Genomic DNA, 21,928 nt, shown 5'->3' on the forward strand with positions numbered 1-21,928 from the left:
TCGAACTGGTTGAAATAGTTCGATTGAAATATGAATACAGTAGATACGGTCAGATATCAATACTAAGCCAATCTTAACCAAACTCGAACGTTTGGTAAGTCTGTCTTGAGTTCGGAAAGCCGCCCTTTGGGGGATGGGGCAAGAGACGGAAAAAACGAAAAGTGAAAAACGAAAAACGGAATCTCTTCGCTCTTCGCCCCTCATTCTTCATTCTTCGTTCTTCGCTCTTTCCTCCTCCACTCCTCCCTCACCCCGAAACGTTCTGCTGCAAGTCGATGCCCAGCACCTGCGTATAGGCTCCCCGCGCCTGGGTGACGCCGATGGTGCGCTGGGCGGCTTCGATCATCGGGCGGCGCAGGCTAACAACGATGAACTGAGCCTGCTGGGCCTGGTGCTTGATCATGCGGGAAAGACGCTCCACGTTTGCGCCATCCAGGAACATATCCACTTCGTCGAAAGCGTAGAAGGGCGAGGGACGATAGCGCTGGAGAGCAAAAATGAAGCTAAGGGCAGTGAGGGATTTTTCGCCTCCAGACATGGAGGCGAGGCGGCGGACGGGCTTGCCCTTGGGATGAGCAACCAGATTTAGCCCGCTGCCAAAGGGATCGTTGGGGTCGTCGAGTTGCAGATAGCCATCGCCGTCGGACAGTTCGGCAAAGATGGATTGAAAGTTGATGTTGACAGCATCAAAAGCCTCCTTGAAGGCCCGCTGACGCAGGGTAGTGAAGTTTTCGATGCGGAGGAGCAGCTCGCTGCGCTCTTCGTCCAGCGTGCCGAGCTTTTGGCTGAGGTCTTCTAGGCGCTCCTGGGTACGCTCATATTCCTCCAAGGCCAGCATGTTGACGGGTTCCATGTTTTCGATGCGGCGCTGGAGCGATCGCAGTTCGTGCTGCAATTCGCCCAGGTCGGGCAGTGGATCGGGCAACTCTGGCAATGGATCTGGTAACTCCGCCTGCTTTGCTTCTAGCGCTGCCTGGAGCGTGGTCAAGCTTTCACGGCGGGTCTGCTGGGTTTCCTGGAGTTTTTGGCGCTGCCAGTCGGCCTGTTGCTGAGCGGTTTGGCGATCGCGCAACAAACGTTCTGTGCGATCGCGCTCCTGTTTTTCCGACGCGAGGGATGCCTCTAGCGAATCTAGCGCTGCGCGGGTCTGGGCGATGGTCTGGCTGAGGGCGGTTTGCTGAGTCCCCAGCGCAGATCGCTGCTGCATCTGCGTCGTCTGCTGAGCGCGGAGATCGTGCAGCCGCTGATTTAGCTGGGCGATTTTTTCTTGGAGGCGCTGTCGCTGAATTTCCAGGTCTTGAACCCGCTGTTCGGCAGATCGCAGGGCAAGCTGGCGATCGCCCAATTCTGCCTCCTGCTGGCGAATGGTCGCCTGGATTTGCTGCCACTCGCTGTGGGTTTGCGATTGCTCCAGGTCTGCCAGGACTTGGCGCTGGCGCTGGAGTTCGGCTTCCTGGGCGGGCAGGTCACGCTCCAGCGTTTGCAGGCGCTCTTCGGATGGGCCAAGCTCCTGGCGGTTTTGCGAAAGCTGGGTGCGGAGCTGCCCTTCCTGCGTCACCAGCGTCGCCAGTTGGGACTGGAGCTGATTCGCCAGCATTTGCACGTCGCGCTGCTGCTGGCGGGCTTCATTGAGCAATTGGGTGTGGGTGCGGACGGCTTCTGTGCCCTGGGCGATCGCCCCTTCACAGCGCCGCAGAATGGTGTCGATTTCCAAGAGGCGATCGCGCAATGTGGCCGCTTCGGCCGATTCTCCCGGCTGCACGGTGCCAAATCTCAGGGAGCCTTGCCGCTGGGACACGCTGCCGCCCGTCATCGCGCCGCTGGTTTCCAGCAGTTCGCCGTCCAGCGTCACGATGCGATATTTGCCCAAGTGCGGTCGTGCCTGTTCCAACGTGCGAAAGACCACCGTGCCGCCAAAGACATAGGCGAACACGTCCTCAAAGTGGCGATCGCAGTCAATCAGGTTCACGGCATAGTCCACAAACCCGTCCGGTCGGTTACCCTTGGGAATTTCCGTAAACTGCGGCACGCGAATTTTGTTCATCGGCAGGAACGTCGCCCGCCCCGCCCGCCGCTGCTTCAGCAGGTCGATGCACCGCGCCGCGATTCGGTCGTCTTCCACCACCAAGTTGCCCAGGCGACCCCCCGCCGCGATTTCCAGCGCTAGCTGATAGGGCGAATCGACCCGCCCCAGTTGCGCCACCAGCCCGTGAACCCCGTCAATACCTGCGCTCAAAATCACCTGGCTGGCTCCGGTGCCCTGGGCCTCCTGCATGGCCTGAGTCTGGGCTTCCAGGCGGTCAAGCTGGCGCTGTTTGTCGCGCTGCTCATTCAGCAGGCGGGCCTGGGTGTCTTGCTGGATGCGGAGGTCTTGCTCGGCTTCGGCAAGCGCTTGAGCGAGTCGCTGCACCTGGGTTTCAGCCTCGGCCCGCTGCGCTTCAACGGTAGACTGCTCGGACTGCTTTTCAGCCAGCGATTGGGCGATCGCCCCCAGTGCCTCCGTCTGCTCCTGAATCTTGGCGCGAAGCTGCGACACCCGCTCTTGCAGCCGCGCCTGCTCCATGCGCTGCGGCTCAATTTGGTTCAGCAACGCCTCCATCTGGCGACGCAGGGCGGCTTGCTCCTGCACCCAGGCCTCCGACGCTTCAGCGATCGCGCTGGACTGTTCCCGGCTGGCTTGTAGCGCTTGCTGAGCGCGATCGCGGGCCGCCTGGAGGGCAGCAATTTCCTGGGTTTCGATGCGCTGCTGATCCGTAGAAGCCTGTTCTAGCATCTGCATTTGCTCCTGAAGCGCCTGCTGCGCCTGGGCAATCTGCGCCATTGTGTCGCGGTTCGCCGTCAGCAGGTCTTGCTCCTGCCGTTGAAGCTGGCGCAGTTCCGCCTCGCGCGTCGCCAGGGTCGATTGCAAGGCAAGCTGTTCATCCTCGCCCAGCGCCTTCACCCGCGCATTCAGCCGGTCTAGGTCAGCGGTGATTTGCTGAATTTCAGTCGCCAGCGCCGTGAGTTGAGTAGCAGTTTCCGAAAGAGCGCGATCGCCCTCCTCGATCTGCTGCTGGAGCTTCTGCGCCTGGTCTTGCTGACTGCGCCAGTTCAGCACCACTTCCCACTGGCTCTTAGTCTGAAACTCGGCTTTGAGTCGCTTATATTTCTCTGCCTTGAGGCGATCCTGAGCGAGGCGATCGCGCTGCTCGATCAGTTCCCGCTCCACAATACGAAACTTCTCTTCCCGCTCCTTCACCGCGTCCAGCTTGTCCTTCGCCTGAGAAATCTTACGGTCAAACGCCGCCACGCCCGCCAACTCGTCGATAATTTCCCGTCTTTCCCGTGGGTTCATGGAAATAATGCTGGTTACGTCGCCTTGCAGCACGACGTTATAGCCTTCGGGATAAATCCGAAAGCGGTGAAGCTGCTCATGCAGTTCATTCAGCGTGCAGGGCTGCCCATTAATGTAATAGTTCGAGGTGTAAGTTCCCTGCTGCGTCACCCGCAGCTTGCGCGTCACGCTCCATTCGTTGAAAGGAACCATCGCCGGGGCAACGCTGAGTTGGTTGGCATCCGGCGTTTTGCCATTCCCATTGCCATGACTACCGTTGCCGTTATTGCCGTTCAAATGGCTCTGAGCGTCTACAGCCCCAACCTGCCCGTTGCTTTCGCCAAAGGCTAGATCAGCGCTGGGCAAGGGATCGTCATCGCCTTGGTAGGCTGCGATATCTTCTTCATCCAGCGCAAAGGTAACGGTGACGCTGGCTTCCACCGTGCTGCGGCCACGACTGGCGACGCTCTGATTCACCAAGTCTGGTAGCCGCTCTGCCCGCATTCCTTTGGAACCCGCCAACCCCAGCGCAAACAGCAGCGCATCTAGAATATTCGACTTGCCCGATCCGTTTGGGCCAGAAATCACGGTAAACCCTGGCAGCAACGGAACCTGCGTTGTGCCGCCAAAGGATTTAAAGTGAGACAGCTCTACGCGCTTAACGTACACAAAGGGGCAGGAGCAGAGGGGTTAATACGAATATACTAATTCGCTGGACTACTGAACACCAGTTTTAACAAAAAAACTTGGCCTTGAGCCAGGAAGCCACCATAAAGTTTAAGAGAAGCTTCATGCTTCCCCAGACGCGGCGGCCAGCCGCTAGAGTAGCGGAGGTTCAGCAGGCTACGTCCACTCCTCAATCCTTATCCTCCAAACTGGTTCCTATGCCCGTCTATCCCGGAATCTCCAGCGAAGCCTTCCGTCACCCGCTCGATCAGCAGGCCGAGCAAGCCCTCCGCAGCGTGCCAGGGTTTGACCTGGTAGCGCGGCGCTTCGTGGAATTTGTCTACGAACGGCCGCGCCAGGTGTTTCTGTTGGGCAATGCCATCGAGGTAGGGCCACGGCAATATTCCACGCTGTTTCAGATGTTTCGGGAATGCCTGCGATCGCTCGACATTGCGCCAGAGCCGACGCTGTTTGTCTCCCAATCGCCGATGGTAAACGCCTACGCGCTGGGGCAAGAGCGGCCCTGCGTGGTGCTAAGCACGGCCCTGCTTGACCTGAGTGACGAGGCTGAGATAAAAGCGGTGCTGGCTCACGAACTGGGGCATCTGAAATGTGGACACACGACGCTGACGCAGATGGCAAGCTGGGTCATCACCGCTGCATCGGGATTGGCTGAGATGACCTTTGGGCTGAGCAGCCTCGTCAGTACGGGGCTAATCCTGGCGTTTTACGAATGGCTGCGGAAGGCAGAACTTTCGGCCGACCGGGCGGCGCTGCTGGTGATGGACGACGTAAAGCCCGTGCTGCAAAACATGATGAAGCTGGCGGGCGGCAGCAGTCGCTATGCCCATGAGCTAAGCCTGGAAGAATTCTCGCGCCAGTCGGAGCGCTACCAAAATCTGGATCAAGACGGCATTAACCAGGTCTACAAGTTTCTGCTGTATAACAACCTGTCGCAGGGCTTTTTCCAGACCCATCCGTTCACCGTGGAGCGGGTGCATTTTCTGAAGGAATGGTCGGAATCGGAAGAACTGCACCAGATTCGCGCAGGCAACTATCGCCGCGCTGGAGAGCCGACGGTGGACGCAGAGCCGCCATCCCCCAGCAGTGAATCGTCCACGGGCGAGGCCGATGTGGAGCGGCTGCGGCGCGAAGTGGCAGAGTTGCAGCGAGAAATTGACCGCATCCGGCGATCGCGCTCAGAATAACAGGGCTTGAACCCCCAATCCCCAATCCCCAATCCCCAATCTAAAATCAACCGTGCCCCAGCCACTCGGCAAATTCCACAGCAAAGCGATCGCCCAAAATCGCCTCTCGAATCCGCTGGGTAAAGCGCACCAGTTCCGTGATGTTGTGAATGGAGATGAGTGTAAACGCCAGAATTTCGCGGGCGTGGAGCAGGTGGCTGATATAGGCGCGGGTGAAATTTTGGCAGGTGTAGCAGGGGCAGGTATCGTCTAGCGGCGTGAAATCGCGGCGAAAGCGGTTGTTTTTCAAATTCCAGCGATCGCCCTGCACCAGCGCCGCACCGTGTCGCGCCAACCGAGTGGGAATCACGCAGTCAAATAGATCTACCCCAGCGGCGATCGCCCGCACCATTTCTTTGTGCGTGCCCACGCCCATCAGGTAGCGCGGTTTGTCTTCTGGCAGCAGCGGAGCCGTCACCTGCACAATTTTCTCAATCAGTTCCGGCGGCTCTCCAACGCTCACGCCGCCGATGGCATAGCCGAATGCCTCAAACCGGGCGATCGCCTCGGCCGCTTCCTGCCGCAAATTGGGATACACACCGCCCTGCACAATCGGGAACAGCGCCTGATCCGTCCGGGTGTGGGCCGCAAAGCACCGTTCCAGCCAGCGCATCGTGCGATCGGTTGCCCGCTTCACCTCGTCCCAAGTCGCCGGGTGGGGCGGGCACTCGTCAAATGCCATAATCACGTCGGCCCCCAGCGCGTTCTGAATTTGAATCGAGCGCTCTGGCGTAATCTGGATAATCTTGCCATCGCGGGGCGATCGAAAGGTCACGCCTTCATCGGAAATTTGGCGCATCTCGCTCAGGCTGAAGACCTGAAACCCGCCCGAATCCGTCAGCATTGGCCCATCCCAGCCCATAAACCGATGCAGCCCCCCTGCCTCGGCCACCAGATCTTCCCCCGGCTGCAAGTGCAGATGATAGGTGTTTGCCAGCACCATCTGTGCGCCCGTGCCCCTCAGTTGGGCGGGCGTGACGGTTTTCACGTTGGCCAGCGTGCCCACGGGCATAAATCGGGGCGTTTCAACCACACCGTGGGGCGTATGAAACACGCCTGCCCGCGCCCTTGTGACGCAGCATCGCGCCTGACACGTATACGAAAAATGACTGCCCAAGACCTGCTCTAGCGCCCGCTACATTGAGAAATTTTCTTCGTCGTCAATTCGGACATCCCATCCGGCAGACAAGACTTCCGTGACCACTGCTTCTAGGGCTGCCGCGTTTAGCCTGCGGCAGTTTTGGTCATCCAGCGGGTTGGAAAGGGGCACCAGCCGCAGCAGGCGATTGTCTTGCACCAAGTCAAAGCAGGCTTCGCCCTCTGGCAACTGAGACATCTGCAAATAATCGAAGCTCTGGACGTTGAGATAGAGCGTGTGGTTCGCCACCAGGCTAGAACATTGGGGATCAGAAAAAACTTCCATCACATAACCTTCGCACTCGCTGCCAGGGATGCCGTCCTGAATGTAGCAGTAGCGGACTTGATGGAGATCCGCCAGGAGCCGCTGCATGTCTTGCTTGTTGACCAGGATGCCCGTGTCCACAATGCAAGGGGCCGGAAGTCGAGGGTTACTGGATGGTGAATCGTGACTCATAACAAGAAAACCTGCGATCGCACCAGAATCCGAATCTGGAGTGGGCTAAAGGAACTGGAACAGCGAGGTGGCTGCGTCCATGCAGCCTAGACCAGAGACAGAGAGAAACGTAAAGCCCTGAGAACAGTTGCCCAGAGTGAGAAAATCCGCCATAGCCGGGAGCCATAGCCAGTGAAACGGTGAATCTGGCAATATTTCAGCAAACCCGACTAAGCCTGAGTAGATCATATCTCAAGATTCCTAGCCTGACGGGAGTGGGAATCTTGGGATGGTCACTCACAGCCAGCTTGAACCATTTTTAGCGTAATTTTTGGTGTCAACTTTGACAGTTCTCAAGCCTGACACTTGTTTGCTCCTTACCTCGCTAGATTTCATGTAGGTTTCATGCAGGTTTTATGCAGGTTTTATGTGGTTAAGCGGAACTGCCTAAAGTATGGCGTGGCTTGAGTAATGTGAGTCAGCATCATGGCTGATGCGGCTCTAGATCAAATGTGCTATCCACAGGTATTGATTGTCTTGTCTACAGGCTGAGCGAAGGGGGCAAGTGGCTTGAGTCAGGGGTTTTCTAAGCTAAGCACAGCGGTTGTGAACAGGGCGCAAACGCTGGCAGGGGCGATCGCCTTCTACACCTGCCTGCCCGTGCCCAACTGGATGCACCCCGCTTTTCCGCAAGTCGCCCGCATGGCCCCCGTGGTTGGTCTGCTAATTGGGGCGCTGCTGGGGCTGGCGGATGCCAGTTTGCATCAGTTGGGAATGCCCGTGCTAACCCGCAGCGTGGTGGTGGTCGGGCTATGGGTGGGGGTGACGGGTGGGCTGCATCTAGATGGTGCGATGGACACCGCGGACGGGCTGGCCGTTCTCGATCCGCAGCGTCGCCTGGCGGTGATGGCTGATAGCCGTGCCGGGGCGTTTGGCGTGATGGCGGCGATCGCCCTCCTCCTGCTCAAAACCGCCGCCCTGACCGATCTGGCGGAACCCGCCCTGCCGCGCCTGCTGTTGCTCACGCTGGCGGCTGGCTGGGGCCGCTGGAGCCAGCAGGTGGCGATCGCCCGCTATCCCTATCTCAAACCCGCTGGCAAAGGGGCCTTTCACAAAGCCGCGCTGCCTAGTCTTGCCCACACCCTACCCAGCCTACTGCTGCTGCTCAGCCTCAGCCTCTCCCCCGCTCTGGCAAATCCTGACCCGTGGCGCTGGAGCCTGATTTTAGGACTGGGTGCTGGGGCGATCGCCCTCCTCATTCCTGCCTGGTTTCACCGCCGCCTGGGAGGACACACAGGCGACACCTACGGCGCAGTGGTGGAATGGACAGAGGCGCTGGTGCTGGTGTTGTGTACCCTAGCTTAAGGAGTGTTGGAGCGAAGAATGAAGAGAGAAGAACGAAGAGAGAAGAACGAAGAGAGAAGAACGAAGAGAGAAGAACGAAGAATGAAGAGAGAAGAACGAAGAGAAAGAACGAAGAGAGAAGAACGAAGAGAGAAGAATGAAGAGAGAAGAACGAAGAGGTTCCGTTTTTCGTTTTTCGTTTTTCGTTTTTCGTTTTTTCCCTCTCTCACCCCTTGTCCCTCGATCCCCCTTAACCGTCCCTCCCATGACTACCCCCCTCTCTACCTGTGTCGCCGCGCTCCATCTGCCGCAAATCGAGCGCCACGTCTTTATCTGCGCTGATCAGAGCGTGCCCAAGTGCTGCGACAAGGGCGACAGCCTGGTGGCGTGGGATTATCTAAAAAAGCGGCTAAAGGAATTGGGGCTAGACCAACCCACGGGCGATCGCCCCACCTGCGTTTTTCGCACTAAAGCCAACTGCCTGCGAGTTTGCCAGCAAGGCCCCATTTTGGTGGTCTATCCCGACGGGGTATGGTATCACAGCGCCACCCCAACCGTGATTGAAGAAATCATCCAGAAGCACCTGCTTGGCAATCAAATCGTTCAGGACTACGCCTTCCTAGTTCACCCGCTACCTTCCACATCTGATGAATTGAAAACACATGGCAGACCAAATCTGAACGCGCTACAGTCAGAAAGCAAAGATTAATCTATTAATTTCAACATTGCTTAACTATGCGGATTTCCCGCTTGCACTCAGTATGATGTAGACAGGTCTACTGAAGGGCTAAATGTCTTCACAACGCCTTGACTTCGGCGCAAAGTCGGGCAGCACAAAATTTCTTCAGGTTCTTGGGCTAGATTTCGCACTCTTTTCGCACTCTACTGTGCGCTCTGTGGATCTACTGGGTATTATTTATTAGCACGATTCATCTCAACTCAGGCATGGCGAGTGATGTAGCATGACAAAGGAAGCCAGTGTGGGAGAGCACAAGCGACTTTTATTAATTGACGACGACCCAAACCTCATTTTGCTCGTGAAGGATTATCTAGAGTTTCGGGGGTATGAGGTCATCACATCAGAAAATGGTCAAGAAGCGCTAGAAGTGCTGCAAAAAGAGACACCAGACATGATCATCTGCGATGTGATGATGCCGCAGATGGACGGCTACTCGCTAGTAGAACAAGTTAGAAAAGATCCGCGCACAAGTTGGATTCCAGTGCTGTTTCTTTCTGCGAAAGGGCAGAGCCAGGACAAAATCAAGGGCTTGAACACTGGCGCTGACGTGTATATGGTGAAACCCTTCGAGCCAGAAGAACTGGTGGCCCAGGTAGAGTCTTCTCTCAAGCAAGCCTCTCGATTGATTCAGCGGCAAGACAAAGGGCTGGACAGCGCCCCCAAAATTCAGGTGCCCTTCGATGTTGAGCTAACGCCGACCGAGCTGCGGGTGGTGCAGTTTGTCGCCCAGGGCATGGCAAACCGAGAAATTGCCGAGAAGCTGAACGTAAGCCAGAGAACGATTGAAAGCCACGTCAGCAACATGCTGGGCAAAACAGGACTCCACAACCGCACTGAACTGGCTCGCTGGGCGATCGAAAACAGCATGGCGTAGCTTTTAGGTTGGTATTTGTAGGTCTTTAACTTATAAGCCTTCAATTTCGAGTACGGTCGCCATCGGAAGGCGGCCGTACTTGCTTTTTGCGGATTTCATGACCGAAGTGAGATTTTCTTAATGTTTTTTATGGAAAACCAGTGCTGCTTCTGAAAGTCATGCAGCAGAAGGACTGATGCAGTGGGCTTAGTATAAAGAACAGATGAAGACGACGAATCTCAACCGTAGAAGTACGAGTTTTGCTTGACATCCCAAAATAAACTCTGCTTAATACTAAAAGTTTCGATCACTACGCCTTCCTTCAGTGTTGCTACTGGTCTTGGTTATGATGACTGAAGCCGCTGGCGATCGCCCGCCAAGCTTGTCCAGCTTGGTGACCGTTCAACAGCAGGCTGATTTCGCTATGTTGTCTGGGTCACTCATTTACAGGTCGTGCGGTTGCTTAGGCACTTTGCACGACAGAATCAGCACCTTGCCGCTGATTCTTTTCAGTGGCCAGTGCTGAGCGCTGTTTTTGAAACGCATCGAAACTGGCTAAACGCTGCGTCTACAGGCTGCGTTCCGACAGTTTTGCTTGGACAGACTGGTTTTGTCCGGTCAAACCTAGCAAAGATAGAATAAGTCTAAAGAGGTCTAACGTATGGGTGCAGTCAGATCAGCGGTTTAGTCCCTGGCTTGGCTGGCTAAGCTTGCGAGAAGCTAAAGGCGCATTTCAGCCGCCGCAGATAGGTTTATCTCGCTAAGGCGCTCACAGATCCTCTGAAGGGCGAGTTCTCGCATGGTGCGCTGGTCTAGCATCCAACATTTGAGACTCAGAATTTAAGACTCAGAAGATTCAATGACCGCTCTTTGAACTCTCTAAGCTGAACTTTCTAAGACAGTTTCGAGAAGTCCCGCTCTAAGTTCAGACACTCTCACGTTTAACCATGAACTCAAACACCCCTAGCAACACCCTCTTTCCAAATCAAAAGGCAGGTCGAAAGCCAAGCCTGTGGCATCGCCTGAAACTGTGGATTCGTCAAGACATTGTGGCAGACGATCCGTGGGATGTAGACACCTATTTCCCCGAAGAAGACCAGGCGGAAACTCTTCACCAAGAGACGGTCGAAAAGTAGAGAACTGAGGCTAAGGGATGGCACTCCGCAGTAGTGTTTGTTTTAATTTCACTTTGATGTCTACGCTGAGTTTGAATCATACAAGTCTCATCGCCCTCTAGAAAAGCCGTTCCTGCCAGAGTTCACACTACTTTTACAAATTCCTGCAAATTGTAATGCGAGTTTGTAGATGGCTCACTCGGTTCTCCTGTGTTCCAGGAAATTGCAAGCGTCTGGGCCGCTTCTCCAGAAGCGCAGGGCATAGACAGATATAAAAACGAGAGGTCTTGAATTGGAATCCCGATTCAAGACCTCTTTCAATTAGAGCAGCTTGCTAGCGCAACGGTTTCGACGTGGCAGCTAGCTCATGTAGTCTTGCAGCGCCTTGACCTCCAGCGGCTCGGACTGGAGGGAGCGAATCGCAGCCGTGCTGGCCTTGGCTCCGGCGATCGTGGTGACGACCGGAATTTTATAAGACAGGGCAGTGCGACGAATTGCGCGATCGTCCACCTGAGCCGTTTCGCCCAGGGGCGTGTTGACCACAAGCTGAATCTGCTGGTTTTTGATGGAATCCATCACGTTGGGACGACCCTCATGCACCTTCAGCACCAGATCCACATCCAGTCCATTTTCTTTGAGGACGCGGCGAGTCCCCTCCGTCGCCACAACGTGCAGCCCTAAGGCCTGTAAATCCTTCACCACAGGCACAGCAGCCTGCTTGTCGCGGTCGTTCATCGAAACGAAGACCGTGCCCCCCAGCGGCAACACCTGCGAAGCCGCTAGCTCTGCCTTGGCAAAGGCTTTGCCAAAGTCGGTGTCGATGCCCATCACTTCGCCCGTGGAGCGCATTTCGGGGCCGAGAATAATATCCGTGCCGGGGAACTTGGAAAACGGCAGCACGGCCTCTTTCACCGCAATGTGCTGGGGAATGATTTCCTGCGTGAAGTTTAGCTCCGCCAGGGTCTTGCCCGACATCACCAGCGAGGCCAGCTTGGCCAGGGGCTTGCCGATCGCCTTAGACACAAAGGGCACGGTGCGCGAGGCGCGGGGGTTGGCTTCCAAAATGTAGACTACATCGCCCTCGACCGTGCCCTGGATGGCGTACTGTACATTCATCAGACCGACAACGTTTAGTGCTTTAGCGAGTTTCGTCGTCCAGGTGCGGATGGTTTCCAGCGTGTCAGGGCCGAGGGTGACGGTGGGAATCGAGCAGGCAGAGTCGCCAGAGTGAATGCCCGCTTGCTCGATGTGTTCCATGATGCCGCCGATAACGACCTGGCCAGTGGCATCGGCGATCGCATCCACATCTACTTCAATCGCGTTTTCCAAATACTGATCCACCAGGATGGGATGATCTGGCTCGACCTGCACCGCGTAGGTCATGTAGCGCTCCAGGTCTTTGTCGGAATACACAATTTCCATCGCCCGACCGCCCAGCACGTAGCTGGGGCGCACCACCACGGGATAGCCAATTTTCTTAGCCACCTCCAGCGCTTCGGCAGTGCTGCGGGCAATGCCATTGGCGGGCTGGCGAATCTCTAGCTCCCGCAAGATTTTCTCGAATCGCTCCCGGTCTTCGGCGGTGTCGATCGAGTCGGGCGACGTACCCCAGATTTGGGTCTGCGGCGAGTCGCAGGTGGGCAACGCCTTTTGCAGCGGCAGGGCCAGCTTGAGCGGGGTCTGGCCACCAAACTGGTTGATAATGCCAGCGGGCCGCTCCGCTTCGATGATATTCAGCACGTCCTCTTTGGTGAGTGGCTCAAAATAGAGGCGATCGCTCGTGTCATAGTCCGTAGAAACCGTTTCCGGGTTGGAATTGACCATGATGGTCTCAAACCCTTCGGCTTGCAGCGCAAAGGACGCATGGCAGCAGCAATAGTCAAACTCGATGCCCTGCCCGATGCGGTTTGGCCCGCCGCCCAAGATCATCACCTTGCGCCGGGTTGAGGGCAAGACCTCCGACTCGGTTGCGGCGGCTTGTTCCGAACCTGCGTCTCCATTGACCACTTCGACAGGCGTTTCGTAGGCCGAGTAATAGTAGGGCGTTAGCGCTTCAAACTCGGCGGCGCAGGTGTCTACGGTTTTGTAGACGGGAACAATGCCCAGAGACTTGCGGAAAGCGCGAACCTCGTCTTCGCTGGTTTTGGTGGCAAAGGCAATTTGGCGATCGCTAAAGCCCTGCTGCTTGATCGCCAGCATTTGCGGTTGAGTAATTTGCAGCAGCGGCGTGCGCTTGAGGAATTTCTCGGTTTCCAGCAGTTCTGCCAGCTTGTCGAGAAACCACGGGTCAATCGCAGTGAGTTCGTAGATTTCCTCCACCGTCATGCCCATCAGCATGGCGTGGCGCAATGTGAACACCCGATCCGGGTTCGGAGTCCGCAAACCCGCACGAATTTGCTCCAGGCTGGGCAGTTTTTCGTTTTTGTCGCAGCCCCAGCCCGCGCGGCCCGTTTCGAGCGATCGCAGCGCTTTTTGGAACGATTCCTGGAACGTGCGCCCAATGGCCATCGCTTCGCCCACCGACTTCATTTGCGTGGTCAGCACAGGCTGAGAGCCAGGGAATTTCTCAAAGGCGAACCGGGGAATCTTCGTCACCACATAGTCGATTGTGGGTTCAAAGCTAGCGGGCGTTTTCTTGGTGATGTCGTTGGGGATTTCGTCGAGCGTGTAGCCCACCGCCAGTTTGGCGGCCATCTTGGCAATTGGGAAGCCCGTCGCCTTGGAAGCCAGCGCCGAACTGCGCGACACGCGGGGGTTCATCTCGATCACGATGAACTCGCCCGTGTCAGGATTGACAGAGAACTGAATATTCGACCCGCCCGTTTCCACCCCAATTTCGCGGATGATCTTGATCGACGCATCTCGCAAGCGCTGGTATTCCTTATCCGTCAGGGTTTGCGCCGGAGCCACGGTGATCGAGTCGCCCGTGTGAACGCCCATCGGGTCGAAGTTTTCAATCGAGCAAATAATCACAACGTTATCTGCCAGGTCGCGCATCACCTCCAGTTCGTATTCCTTCCAGCCCAAGAGTGACTTTTCGATGAGAATCTGTGACACCGGGCTGGCATCTAGACCCGACTGAGCAATTTCCTCAAATTCTTCCTGGTTGTAGGCAATGCCGCCGCCCGTGCCGCCGAGGGTAAAGGCGGGGCGGATAATCAGCGGATAGGAGCCGATTTCCTGGGCGATCGCCCTCGCTTCGTTCATGGTTTGCGCCAACCCCGACGGACACACGGGCACACCAATCCGCGCCATTGCTTCCTTGAACAGCTTGCGGTCTTCCGCCATCTCGATAGCAGGCAGCTTTGCGCCGATTAGCTCTACGTTGTAGCGCTCCAGCACGTCGGTTTTGGCCAGCGCCACTGCTAGGTTCAGCGCCGTCTGGCCGCCCATCGTCGGCAGCAGCGCATCGGGACGCTCCTTTTCAATCACCTTTTCCACCATTTCTGGGGTCAGCGGCTCGATATAGGTGCGGTCGGCCGTCTCCGGGTCGGTCATGATGGTTGCCGGATTGGAGTTGATCAGCACCACTTCGTAGCCTTCGTCGCGCAACGCTTTGCAGGCCTGGGTGCCAGAATAGTCAAACTCGCAGGCTTGCCCAATGACGATGGGGCCAGAGCCAATTAGAAGAATTTTGCGGATATCAGTACGGCGGGGCATAGCGGCAGCCTGGGGAACTAGCGGAAATCCAAAACATTGTAGAAGGTTTCTCGCAAAACAGACTGTGCTTTTATCATCATCTCCAGATCTGTCAGCGGGTCACCTAGCCCGCCTCGAACGCTGAGCAGTTGGGCAGAGGCTGTGGAGATTCCGGCAGCACCCCGCAGCCCAAATCACGCCGTCAGTCCAAATTTTTGCCAGCCTTATGCCCATAGACAGATTTCAATTGTTCCGTAAGGCTCAAGGTGAATTGGTCAATCGATTTGGGAATTCTGAGTAGCAAGTTTTCTTAACTTTAGGATCATTTACTTCGTACCTTAAGGCGATCGCCCCCAGCGCCCTCTCCGGCGCCCCTAGTCAACCTAGCCCTGAATCTTCCTAAATCTCTCACGCTTTGTTCGCCTAACTTTTGCAGCCAGTTATGACCTCCCAGCCTTCCGAATCTCAGGGGTTTCAGCCGAGCCAGCCAGCCTATCCCTCCGTTCAAGATTTCAGTAAACCACCCAAACCAGCCCAATCTGACCCCTGCAAGGCATCACTCGATCTGGAACTAAAGCTATCGCTTCTGATTGACCGCAGCCCGATGGCCGTGATTGAGTGGAACACCGATCTCAAAGTCATAAGCTGGAATGCCAGCGCAGAGCGAATTTTTGGGTTCAGCGCTGAGGAAATCTTGGGACGCAACGCCAACGAATTCATCCTGCCAGAGTCCCAGCTTGATCTGGTCAACGAAATTGTGAGGCAGATCTTAAACCAAAAGAGCGGGACTCATAGCATTAACGAAAACCAGACTAAAGATGGCCGCACCATTACCTGCGAATGGTTTAACACACCACTGGTGAATTCCAACGATGAGGTAATTGGCATTATTTCAATGGTGAGCGATGTGAGCGATCGCCGCCAAACTGAGGAGCGTCTGCGAGATTCAGAAAAATTTCTCGACAGCGTGATCAACGGCAACCCCGACCTAATGGTGGTCAAAGATGAGCAGTTTCGGTTTGTCTTGGTCAACGATGCGCTGTGTCGGCAGCTTGGGCGCGATCGCAGTGAAATCATTGGCAAAACGGACTATGACCTGTTTCCAGCCGCAGAAGCCGATTGCCTGCGACAGGTCGATCAACACATACTAGTAGCCGGAGAAGAATATCTAGCTGAACACACTGCCACGCTGCCTAATGGGGAAGTCCGCTACATCCTCGATCGAAAAACGTGCTTTCAAGATGCCAAGGGCCGGCGCTTCATCATTGTGACAGCCCGTGACATTACCGATCGGCGACGGGCAGAACTTGCCCTAGAGCAGGCCAAGGCAGAACTCGAAGAACGGGTCGAAGCTCGCACAGCCGAACTCAGGGAGCAAGAGCAATTCCTCCGCAGCATCTACAACGGCACTGAGCAGGGCATTTTTGTGGTTGACGTTAGCCCAGAGGGAGCGTTTCGAGTCGTAGACTGCAACGCCACACTGACTCGCATCACGGGCATTCCCCAGGAAGCCTTTAGAAATAGGACGCTGGCAGAAATTTTTGACCCGGTTCAAGCCGGAGGCTTTCAGAAAAACTACGAGCGCTGTGTTCGAGCGGGCATCTCAATTTCCTACGAAGAGCGGATTCGCTATCCCGATGGCGATATCCAGTGGTTTGACACCACCCTGTCGCCAATTCGCAATTCGGAAGGGCAGATTTATCGTATCATTGGCACCACGATTAATATCACCGACCGCCGCAACGCCGAAGATGCGCTGACGGCCAGTGAAAACCGCTATCGACTGCTGGTAGAAACGTCGCAGGATTTAATCTGGTCGTGCGATCGCGAAGGCTGCTTTAGCTTTGTAAATGCGGCCGCCCGCGCCATTCTGGGCTACGAGCCTAAAGAAATGCTCGGTCGTCCCTTTAGCGACTTTTTGGCACCGGGCCAGCTAGAGCGAGATCGGGAAACCTTTCGCCGGGTGGTTTCTGGGACATCGGTGCTGAACCACGAGTCGGTGTATCTTACGAAGGACGGTCAGCGGGTGACGCTGCTCTTCAGCGCGGCGGTGTTGCGCGACGACCAAGGGAACGTCTTGGGCATCACAGGCACCGCCCGCGACATCACCCGCGAAAAGCAGATGCAGCAAGAGCGATCGCGCTTGATCGACCTGCTAGAAGCCAGTCCCGACCTGATTGGCACCGCTGCCCCTGATGGCACCTCCCTATACCTCAACCGTGCGTTTCGGCAAGTTGCCGGTCTGCCAGACGATGCGGTCGTCAGCGAACAGCGAATCGCAAGTTGGCATCCTGACTGGGCCAATCGCAAGATCATGACCGAGGGCATTCCCGCAGCACTGCGAGACGGCACCTGGCTGGGCGAAACGGCTGTGCTTGACAGAACTGGTGAAGAGATTCCCGTTTCGCAACTGATTATTGCCCACAAAAACGCCGAAGGGCAGGTCGATTACCTATCTACGGTAATGCGCGACATCCGTGAGTTTCGTCAGGCCGAGGCGGCGCTGCGAGAGAGCGAGGAGCGATTCCGCTTGGTGGCCGAGCAAACCGGGCAGTTGATCTATGACTATGATTTGGCAAGCGGAAAAATTCGCTGGGCAGGGGCGATCGCCCAGATGACTGGCAACACGCCGGAGGAATTTCAGCAAGTCAATCTACATAGGTGTTTGGAAAGGGTACATCCAGATGACCGAACCCGAGTTGCTATGCTAATTGAGCAGGCAGTCCAGAGGCATACACCTTACCATGCTGAATACCGGTTCGCTCGTGCGGATGGCAGCTACATTTTTGCAGAGGATCACAGCATTCCCCTAAAAGATGTCGAGGGTAAAACTTATCGCATTTTGGGTGTAATGAGCAACATCACCGAGCGCAAGCAGGCTCAGCTAGAGCTAGAGCGCTCCGAAGCCACCCTCCGCCAGCGCAGCGAAGAACTCCAGGACGCGCTGCAACAGCTTCAGCGCACCCAGTCGCAGATGATTCAAGCCGAAAAAATGTCCAGCCTGGGGCAACTGGTGGCCGGCGTAGCCCATGAAATTAACAACCCCGTGAACTTTATCTACGGCAACCTGTCTCATGCCAGCGGCTATACGCAAGACTTGCTGGGGCTGCTAGACCTGTATCAGAAGCACTATCCCACCCCCCATCCCGAAATTCAGGACGAGGCTGAGGCCATCGACTTGCCCTTTGTGTTGGAAGATTTGCCCAAACTCATTGCCTCTATCCGCGTTGGGGCAGAGCGCATTCAAAAAATCGTCGCGTCGCTGCGAACCTTTTCCCGCATGGACGAAGCCGAGTTCAAATCCGTAGACATTCACGACGGCATCGACAGCACGCTGATGATTTTGCAAAATCGGCTCAAGGGCAAGAGCGATCGCCCCGAAATCTGCATCCTCAAGGAATACGGCAATTTGCCCCACGTTGAGTGCTATGCAGGACAGCTCAATCAGGTGTTTATGAACATTCTCAGCAATGCCATCGATGCGCTTGAAGAGGCGATGGCCCAGCCCAACAGCCCATTTCAGGACAAAAAACGTAAACCCAGCATCAAGATTCGCACCGATTTGCTCAACGGGCAGTGGGTGTTTATCCGCATTTCTGACAATGGTTCTGGCATTCCCGCAGCCGTTCGGCAGCGGCTATTCGACCCGTTCTTTACCACCAAGGCCGTTGGCAAGGGCACGGGCATGGGGCTATCGATCAGCTACCAGATTGTGACCGAGCGCCACAGCGGAACGCTAGAGTGCCACTCTGAACCGGGCAACGGGGCAGAGTTTGTGATTAAGATTCCATTGAAACAAATCAAGGCAGTTGAGTCGGGCGATTTGCGAAGCGATCTCCACGGGAATCGCCCCAGCAGCGAACAGTCCAGCAGCTAGCCGCCCCATCCGTCGCCCCGCCATCGCGCCCTTCTGGAACGCAGGCTTCTGGGCTGCCTGCGGAGCCGCTATCCTGGCCGCAGCGCTTCGCCCGTATCGGGGTCAAACAGGTGCAGCTTATCAGGCATCAGCGACAGCCACACCTCATCCCCAGGCGCAACGGCGCGATCGGGTTCAATGCGGACTTGCAGCCAGGGTTCCTCGCTGCCCGGTTCGTGAATACTGACGCTGAGAAAGGTGTCGGCTCCTAGCGCCTCGATACGGCGGACGCGGCCGGGCAGGTTTTTCGGAGCAGGTAGGCTGAGGTTGAGGTGTTCGGGCCGGATGCCCAGGACGAGCGATCGCCCTGCATAGGGTCGCAGCAGCAGTTCCCAGCTTTCGGGCAGCGTCATGCGGAACTGGGGATGGGCAATGACCAGCGGCGGCTGCACCTGCACGGGCAAAAAGTTCATCGGCGGCGACCCGATAAACTCTGCTACAAATCGATTCGCCGGACGGTTGTATAGCTCCAGCGGCGTGGCGATTTGCTGGATCTGACCCGCATTCAGTACAGCAATGCGATCGCCCATCGTCATCGCCTCTGTTTGATCATGCGTCACGTAGATCGTCGTTGTGCCCAGCTTGCGCTGGAGATTCACAATCTGGGCGCGGGTTTCAGTCCGCAGCTTGGCGTCCAGGTTGCTCAGCGGCTCGTCCATCAAAAACACCTGCGGATTTCGCGCCATTGCCCGCCCCAGCGCCACTCGCTGCTTTTGCCCGCCAGAAAGCTGCTTGGGCAGGCGGTTCAGCAAGGGTTCAATTTGCAGCATTTGGGCCACGGTCTGCACCCGCTGGGCGATCGCCCGTTCGCGCTCGGTCACGTAGCGCAACCCCTTGGGCAGTGGACGAGTCGCCGCCACCAGCCAGTCTTGCCACCAGGACGGAGTGTCAGCAGGTTCCGTCAGAGCGCGGGCCGAACGGCGCAGCCCAAAGGCCAGATTGTCATACACCGTCATGTGGGGATAGAGCGCGTAACTCTGGAACACCATTGCAATATCCCGCTGGTTGGGCGGCAACGGGTTGACGAGGCGATCGCCCACATAAATATTCCCAGCAGTTGCCGTTTCCAGCCCCGCAATCAGCCGCAGCAGCGTACTTTTGCCGCAGCCGCTCGGCCCCACCAGCACCATAAATTCGCCATCGCGCACGGTCAGGTTAATGCGCCGCAGCACCGCCGACGAACCCGCCTGGGATTCGCCCTCAGCTTTGCCCTTCTGAAAGCTTTTGTAGAGATTTTCTAAGACAACCTGAGCCACCGTAGTTCTATCGACTCCTAGAGCGTGTGCGATTGAAATGAACTGAATTTGAGGAACGAAGCGGAACAGATACGAGGAACTTAAACAGTCTATGGCAAACTCACACAGACTATCGGGAACTCTATGGAATGAGGGAATATACAATCACGGTCTCGATACAGCATTTTTGAAGCTGGTGAGGCACACGGATGGTCAATAAGCCCTTGCCTCGTGAGGGCAGCATGTGCCTCATCCCGCAAGAAAATGCTGTAGCAGATTAAACCCCCTACGACTGCAACAGACCCATGCTGAATCGCTCCCCATCAGACAGCAAAATGGTTTATTTCTCCGGTATCCTGCGCTCAAGAGGCTAAATCTTGTCTGAAAGCTCTAGTAGTTTATCAGAGGGCATTTGAAAAAATCTAACGCAGAGTCTTTTAGCAATAAGCTTGACGGGTCTGTCATGGAAGCACCCGATGTCGATGTGATTAATATTCTGATTGTGGACGATACACCCGCCAATCTACAGTTGTTAACCAGCTTGCTGCGGCGCAGAGGGTATGAAGTGAGAGCTGCAAACAGCGGGGCTTTGGGATTGGCGATCGCCCGCGCTACGCGAACCGAAGTGGTGCTGCTCGACATTTCGATGCCCGAAATGGACGGCTTTACGGTTTGCGAACAGCTCAAGTCGGATCAGCGCACGCGAGATATTTCTGTCATCTTTGTCAGCGCCCTCAGCGAGGTCGTAGACAAAGTAAAAGCCTTTGCTGTAGGCGGGGTGGACTACATCACCAAACCCTTTCATGTACAGGAAGTGGTGGCACGAGTCGAAACGCACCTCACCCTGCGCCGACTCCAGCAGCAACTCCAGGCGCAAAACGAACGGCTGCAACAGGAAATGCGCGATCGCCTGGCCGCCGAAGCCGCCCTCCAAGCCGCTAACCTGGAACTAAAGCGTCTTGCGAATTCTGACGGACTGACCCAGGTGGCCAATCGCCGCCGCTTTGATGAATACTTATTGCAAGAATGGCAGCACATGCTGCGCGAACAGCAGCCCCTCTCGCTGATCCTCTGCGATGTAGACTGCTTCAAGGCCTACAACGATGTCTACGGACACCAAGAGGGCGATCAGTGCCTCCGACAGGTGGCCCAGGTGATTGACGCTGCCGTAAAACGCGCCGTAGATCTGGTAGCCCGCTACGGCGGCGAAGAATTTGCGGTGATCTTGCCCAACACCGCCAGCGAGGGAGCGCAGCAGGTCGCCCAGGAAATTCAGGCAAGTATCAAAGCGCTGGCGCTGCCCCATGCCGCCTCGTCCGCTGCACCGATTGTCACGCTGAGCCAGGGCATTGCCACGCTGATTCCCCAACTTGACGGAGAACCCGACCAACTGATTGCCGCTGCTGACCAGGCGCTCTATCGAGCCAAGCAGTCTGGGCGCGATCGCATTATGGTGGCGACTCCAGATTCCTAACCGCCGATCCAGCGCTATTCCAGGGGCTTCTGGCTGGGAACCCCAACCGGACGGGGAAACTCCGCCGGAGTAGGCGCAGTTTTTCGCAAATACAAACAGTGGCGGGCGGCACGGCTGATCGGCGTGGTGAAAGGGGCGATCGCCTCCAGTTCCCCGCCCAATATCCTCAGCACCGGCCTCAGCGCAGCAGTTTCCGCCTCACTCCACTGCCCGCGATACAGCACCGCCACCCCACCCTGCTTCAACAGCGGCAGGGCATATTCAGCACAGACCGCCGCCGGAGCCACCGCTCGCAGCAGCGCTCCGTCATACTGTTCGCGGTGTTGCGGAGCTTGCCCCACCGATTCAGCGCGATCGCAAAGGGTCTGGGCATTTTGCACCCCCACCTGCGCCAGCACCGTTTCCAAAAACGCCAGCTTCTTGCGCGTCGAATCCAGCAGCGTCACCTGAGCCTGGGGCAAGGTCAGCGCGGCAGGAATACCGGGGAAGCCCGCGCCAGTGCCGATGTCGATCAGCTGCAGGGAGGATGGGAGGGCTGGAGGATTTTCCAACGTGCTGCCCCTCTCACAATCCCAGACTCCCAGCCCCCACTCCCGAACCCCCACCAGTCCACTCATCGAGTCCCACAGATGCTTTTCCCAAAACTCTTCGGGGTCGGTGATACGGGTCAGGTTGAGGCGCTGGTTGCCGTCGAGGATGTGGCTATAAAGCTGCTGGAATTGGTCTTGCTGGGTGGGAGTAGGCTGCCAGCCGAGGGTGGTCTGCCACAGTTCGGGCAGGGTGGGGAGCATGGGGAATGACGCAGCGTGGCTCA

General features: G+C 56.5%; 13 protein-coding genes. 7 read left to right on the forward strand and 6 right to left on the reverse strand.

Annotated elements, in window-relative coordinates:
• Positions 1 to 247: 247 nt before the first annotated feature.
• A complete protein-coding gene (gene smc, locus IGS16_RS15125; RefSeq protein WP_297086786.1) occupies positions 248 to 3,982 on the reverse strand; it encodes a chromosome segregation protein SMC in 3,735 nt (1,244 codons plus the stop codon).
• A gap of 215 nt (positions 3,983 to 4,197) precedes the next feature.
• Between smc and IGS16_RS15130 the strand changes: the two genes are divergently transcribed.
• On the forward strand, positions 4,198 to 5,187 hold the full coding sequence (locus IGS16_RS15130) for a M48 family metallopeptidase (protein WP_297086905.1): 990 nt from the start codon (positions 4,198 to 4,200) through the stop codon (positions 5,185 to 5,187).
• 46 nt (positions 5,188 to 5,233) lie between these two features.
• Here IGS16_RS15130 and tgt read toward each other — a convergent pair whose 3' ends face one another.
• Together tgt and IGS16_RS15140 are read right to left on the reverse strand one after the other, a co-directional pair.
• Positions 5,234 to 6,343 (reverse strand): tRNA guanosine(34) transglycosylase Tgt, encoded by a 1,110-nt coding sequence (gene tgt, locus IGS16_RS15135; RefSeq protein WP_297086787.1) that lies wholly within the window; start codon positions 6,341 to 6,343, stop codon positions 5,234 to 5,236.
• Between the two features lie 18 nt (positions 6,344 to 6,361).
• Positions 6,362 to 6,820, reverse strand: a complete 459-nt coding sequence (locus IGS16_RS15140; RefSeq protein WP_316787525.1) for a hypothetical protein — start codon at positions 6,818 to 6,820, stop codon at positions 6,362 to 6,364.
• 585 nt (positions 6,821 to 7,405) lie between these two features.
• Here IGS16_RS15140 and cobS point away from each other — a divergent pair.
• The 4 genes from cobS (at position 7,406) to IGS16_RS15160 (ending at position 10,871) form a co-directional block, all read left to right on the forward strand.
• Positions 7,406 to 8,164 carry an adenosylcobinamide-GDP ribazoletransferase gene (gene cobS, locus IGS16_RS15145; RefSeq protein ID WP_297086790.1) on the forward strand — a complete coding sequence of 253 codons (759 nt, stop codon included), beginning with the start codon at positions 7,406 to 7,408 and terminating at the stop codon, positions 8,162 to 8,164.
• A gap of 244 nt (positions 8,165 to 8,408) precedes the next feature.
• Positions 8,409 to 8,852, forward strand: coding sequence for a ferredoxin (locus IGS16_RS15150; RefSeq protein ID WP_297086792.1), 444 nt, complete (start codon positions 8,409 to 8,411; stop codon positions 8,850 to 8,852).
• 253 nt (positions 8,853 to 9,105) lie between these two features.
• Entirely contained in the window at positions 9,106 to 9,756 is a 651-nt protein-coding gene (locus IGS16_RS15155) for a response regulator transcription factor (RefSeq protein WP_172356211.1), read from the forward strand.
• A 926-nt stretch (positions 9,757 to 10,682) separates the two neighbouring features.
• The gene (locus IGS16_RS15160; protein WP_068508000.1) at positions 10,683 to 10,871 is read left to right on the forward strand and encodes a hypothetical protein; all 189 of its coding nucleotides are present in this window, start codon (positions 10,683 to 10,685) and stop codon (positions 10,869 to 10,871) included.
• 339 nt (positions 10,872 to 11,210) lie between these two features.
• On the opposite strand, the gene carB is transcribed toward IGS16_RS15160, so the two are convergent.
• Entirely contained in the window at positions 11,211 to 14,510 is a 3,300-nt protein-coding gene (gene carB / locus IGS16_RS15165) for a carbamoyl-phosphate synthase large subunit (protein WP_297086795.1), read from the reverse strand.
• Positions 14,511 to 14,931: 421 nt separating this feature from the next.
• Between carB and IGS16_RS15170 the strand changes: the two genes are divergently transcribed.
• Positions 14,932 to 18,366 carry a PAS domain S-box protein gene (locus IGS16_RS15170; RefSeq protein WP_297086797.1) on the forward strand — a complete coding sequence of 1,145 codons (3,435 nt, stop codon included), beginning with the start codon at positions 14,932 to 14,934 and terminating at the stop codon, positions 18,364 to 18,366.
• 68 nt (positions 18,367 to 18,434) lie between these two features.
• On the opposite strand, the gene IGS16_RS15175 is transcribed toward IGS16_RS15170, so the two are convergent.
• Complete coding sequence (locus IGS16_RS15175) at positions 18,435 to 19,661, reverse strand: ABC transporter ATP-binding protein (protein ID WP_297086799.1); 1,227 nt, start codon at positions 19,659 to 19,661, stop codon at positions 18,435 to 18,437.
• Positions 19,662 to 20,103: 442 nt separating this feature from the next.
• Here IGS16_RS15175 and IGS16_RS15180 point away from each other — a divergent pair, with 442 nt between their 5' ends.
• Entirely contained in the window at positions 20,104 to 21,114 is a 1,011-nt protein-coding gene (locus tag IGS16_RS15180; protein ID WP_297086801.1) for a diguanylate cyclase, read from the forward strand.
• A 14-nt stretch (positions 21,115 to 21,128) separates the two neighbouring features.
• Here IGS16_RS15180 and rsmG read toward each other — a convergent pair whose 3' ends face one another.
• Positions 21,129 to 21,905 carry a 16S rRNA (guanine(527)-N(7))-methyltransferase RsmG gene (gene rsmG, locus IGS16_RS15185; protein WP_297086803.1) on the reverse strand — a complete coding sequence of 259 codons (777 nt, stop codon included), beginning with the start codon at positions 21,903 to 21,905 and terminating at the stop codon, positions 21,129 to 21,131.
• Positions 21,906 to 21,928 lie beyond the last annotated feature (23 nt).

The sequence above is a fragment of the Thermoleptolyngbya sp. C42_A2020_037 genome, from assembly GCF_015272455.1.
In the GTDB taxonomy this organism is placed as follows: Bacteria; Cyanobacteriota; Cyanobacteriia; order Elainellales; family Elainellaceae; genus Thermoleptolyngbya.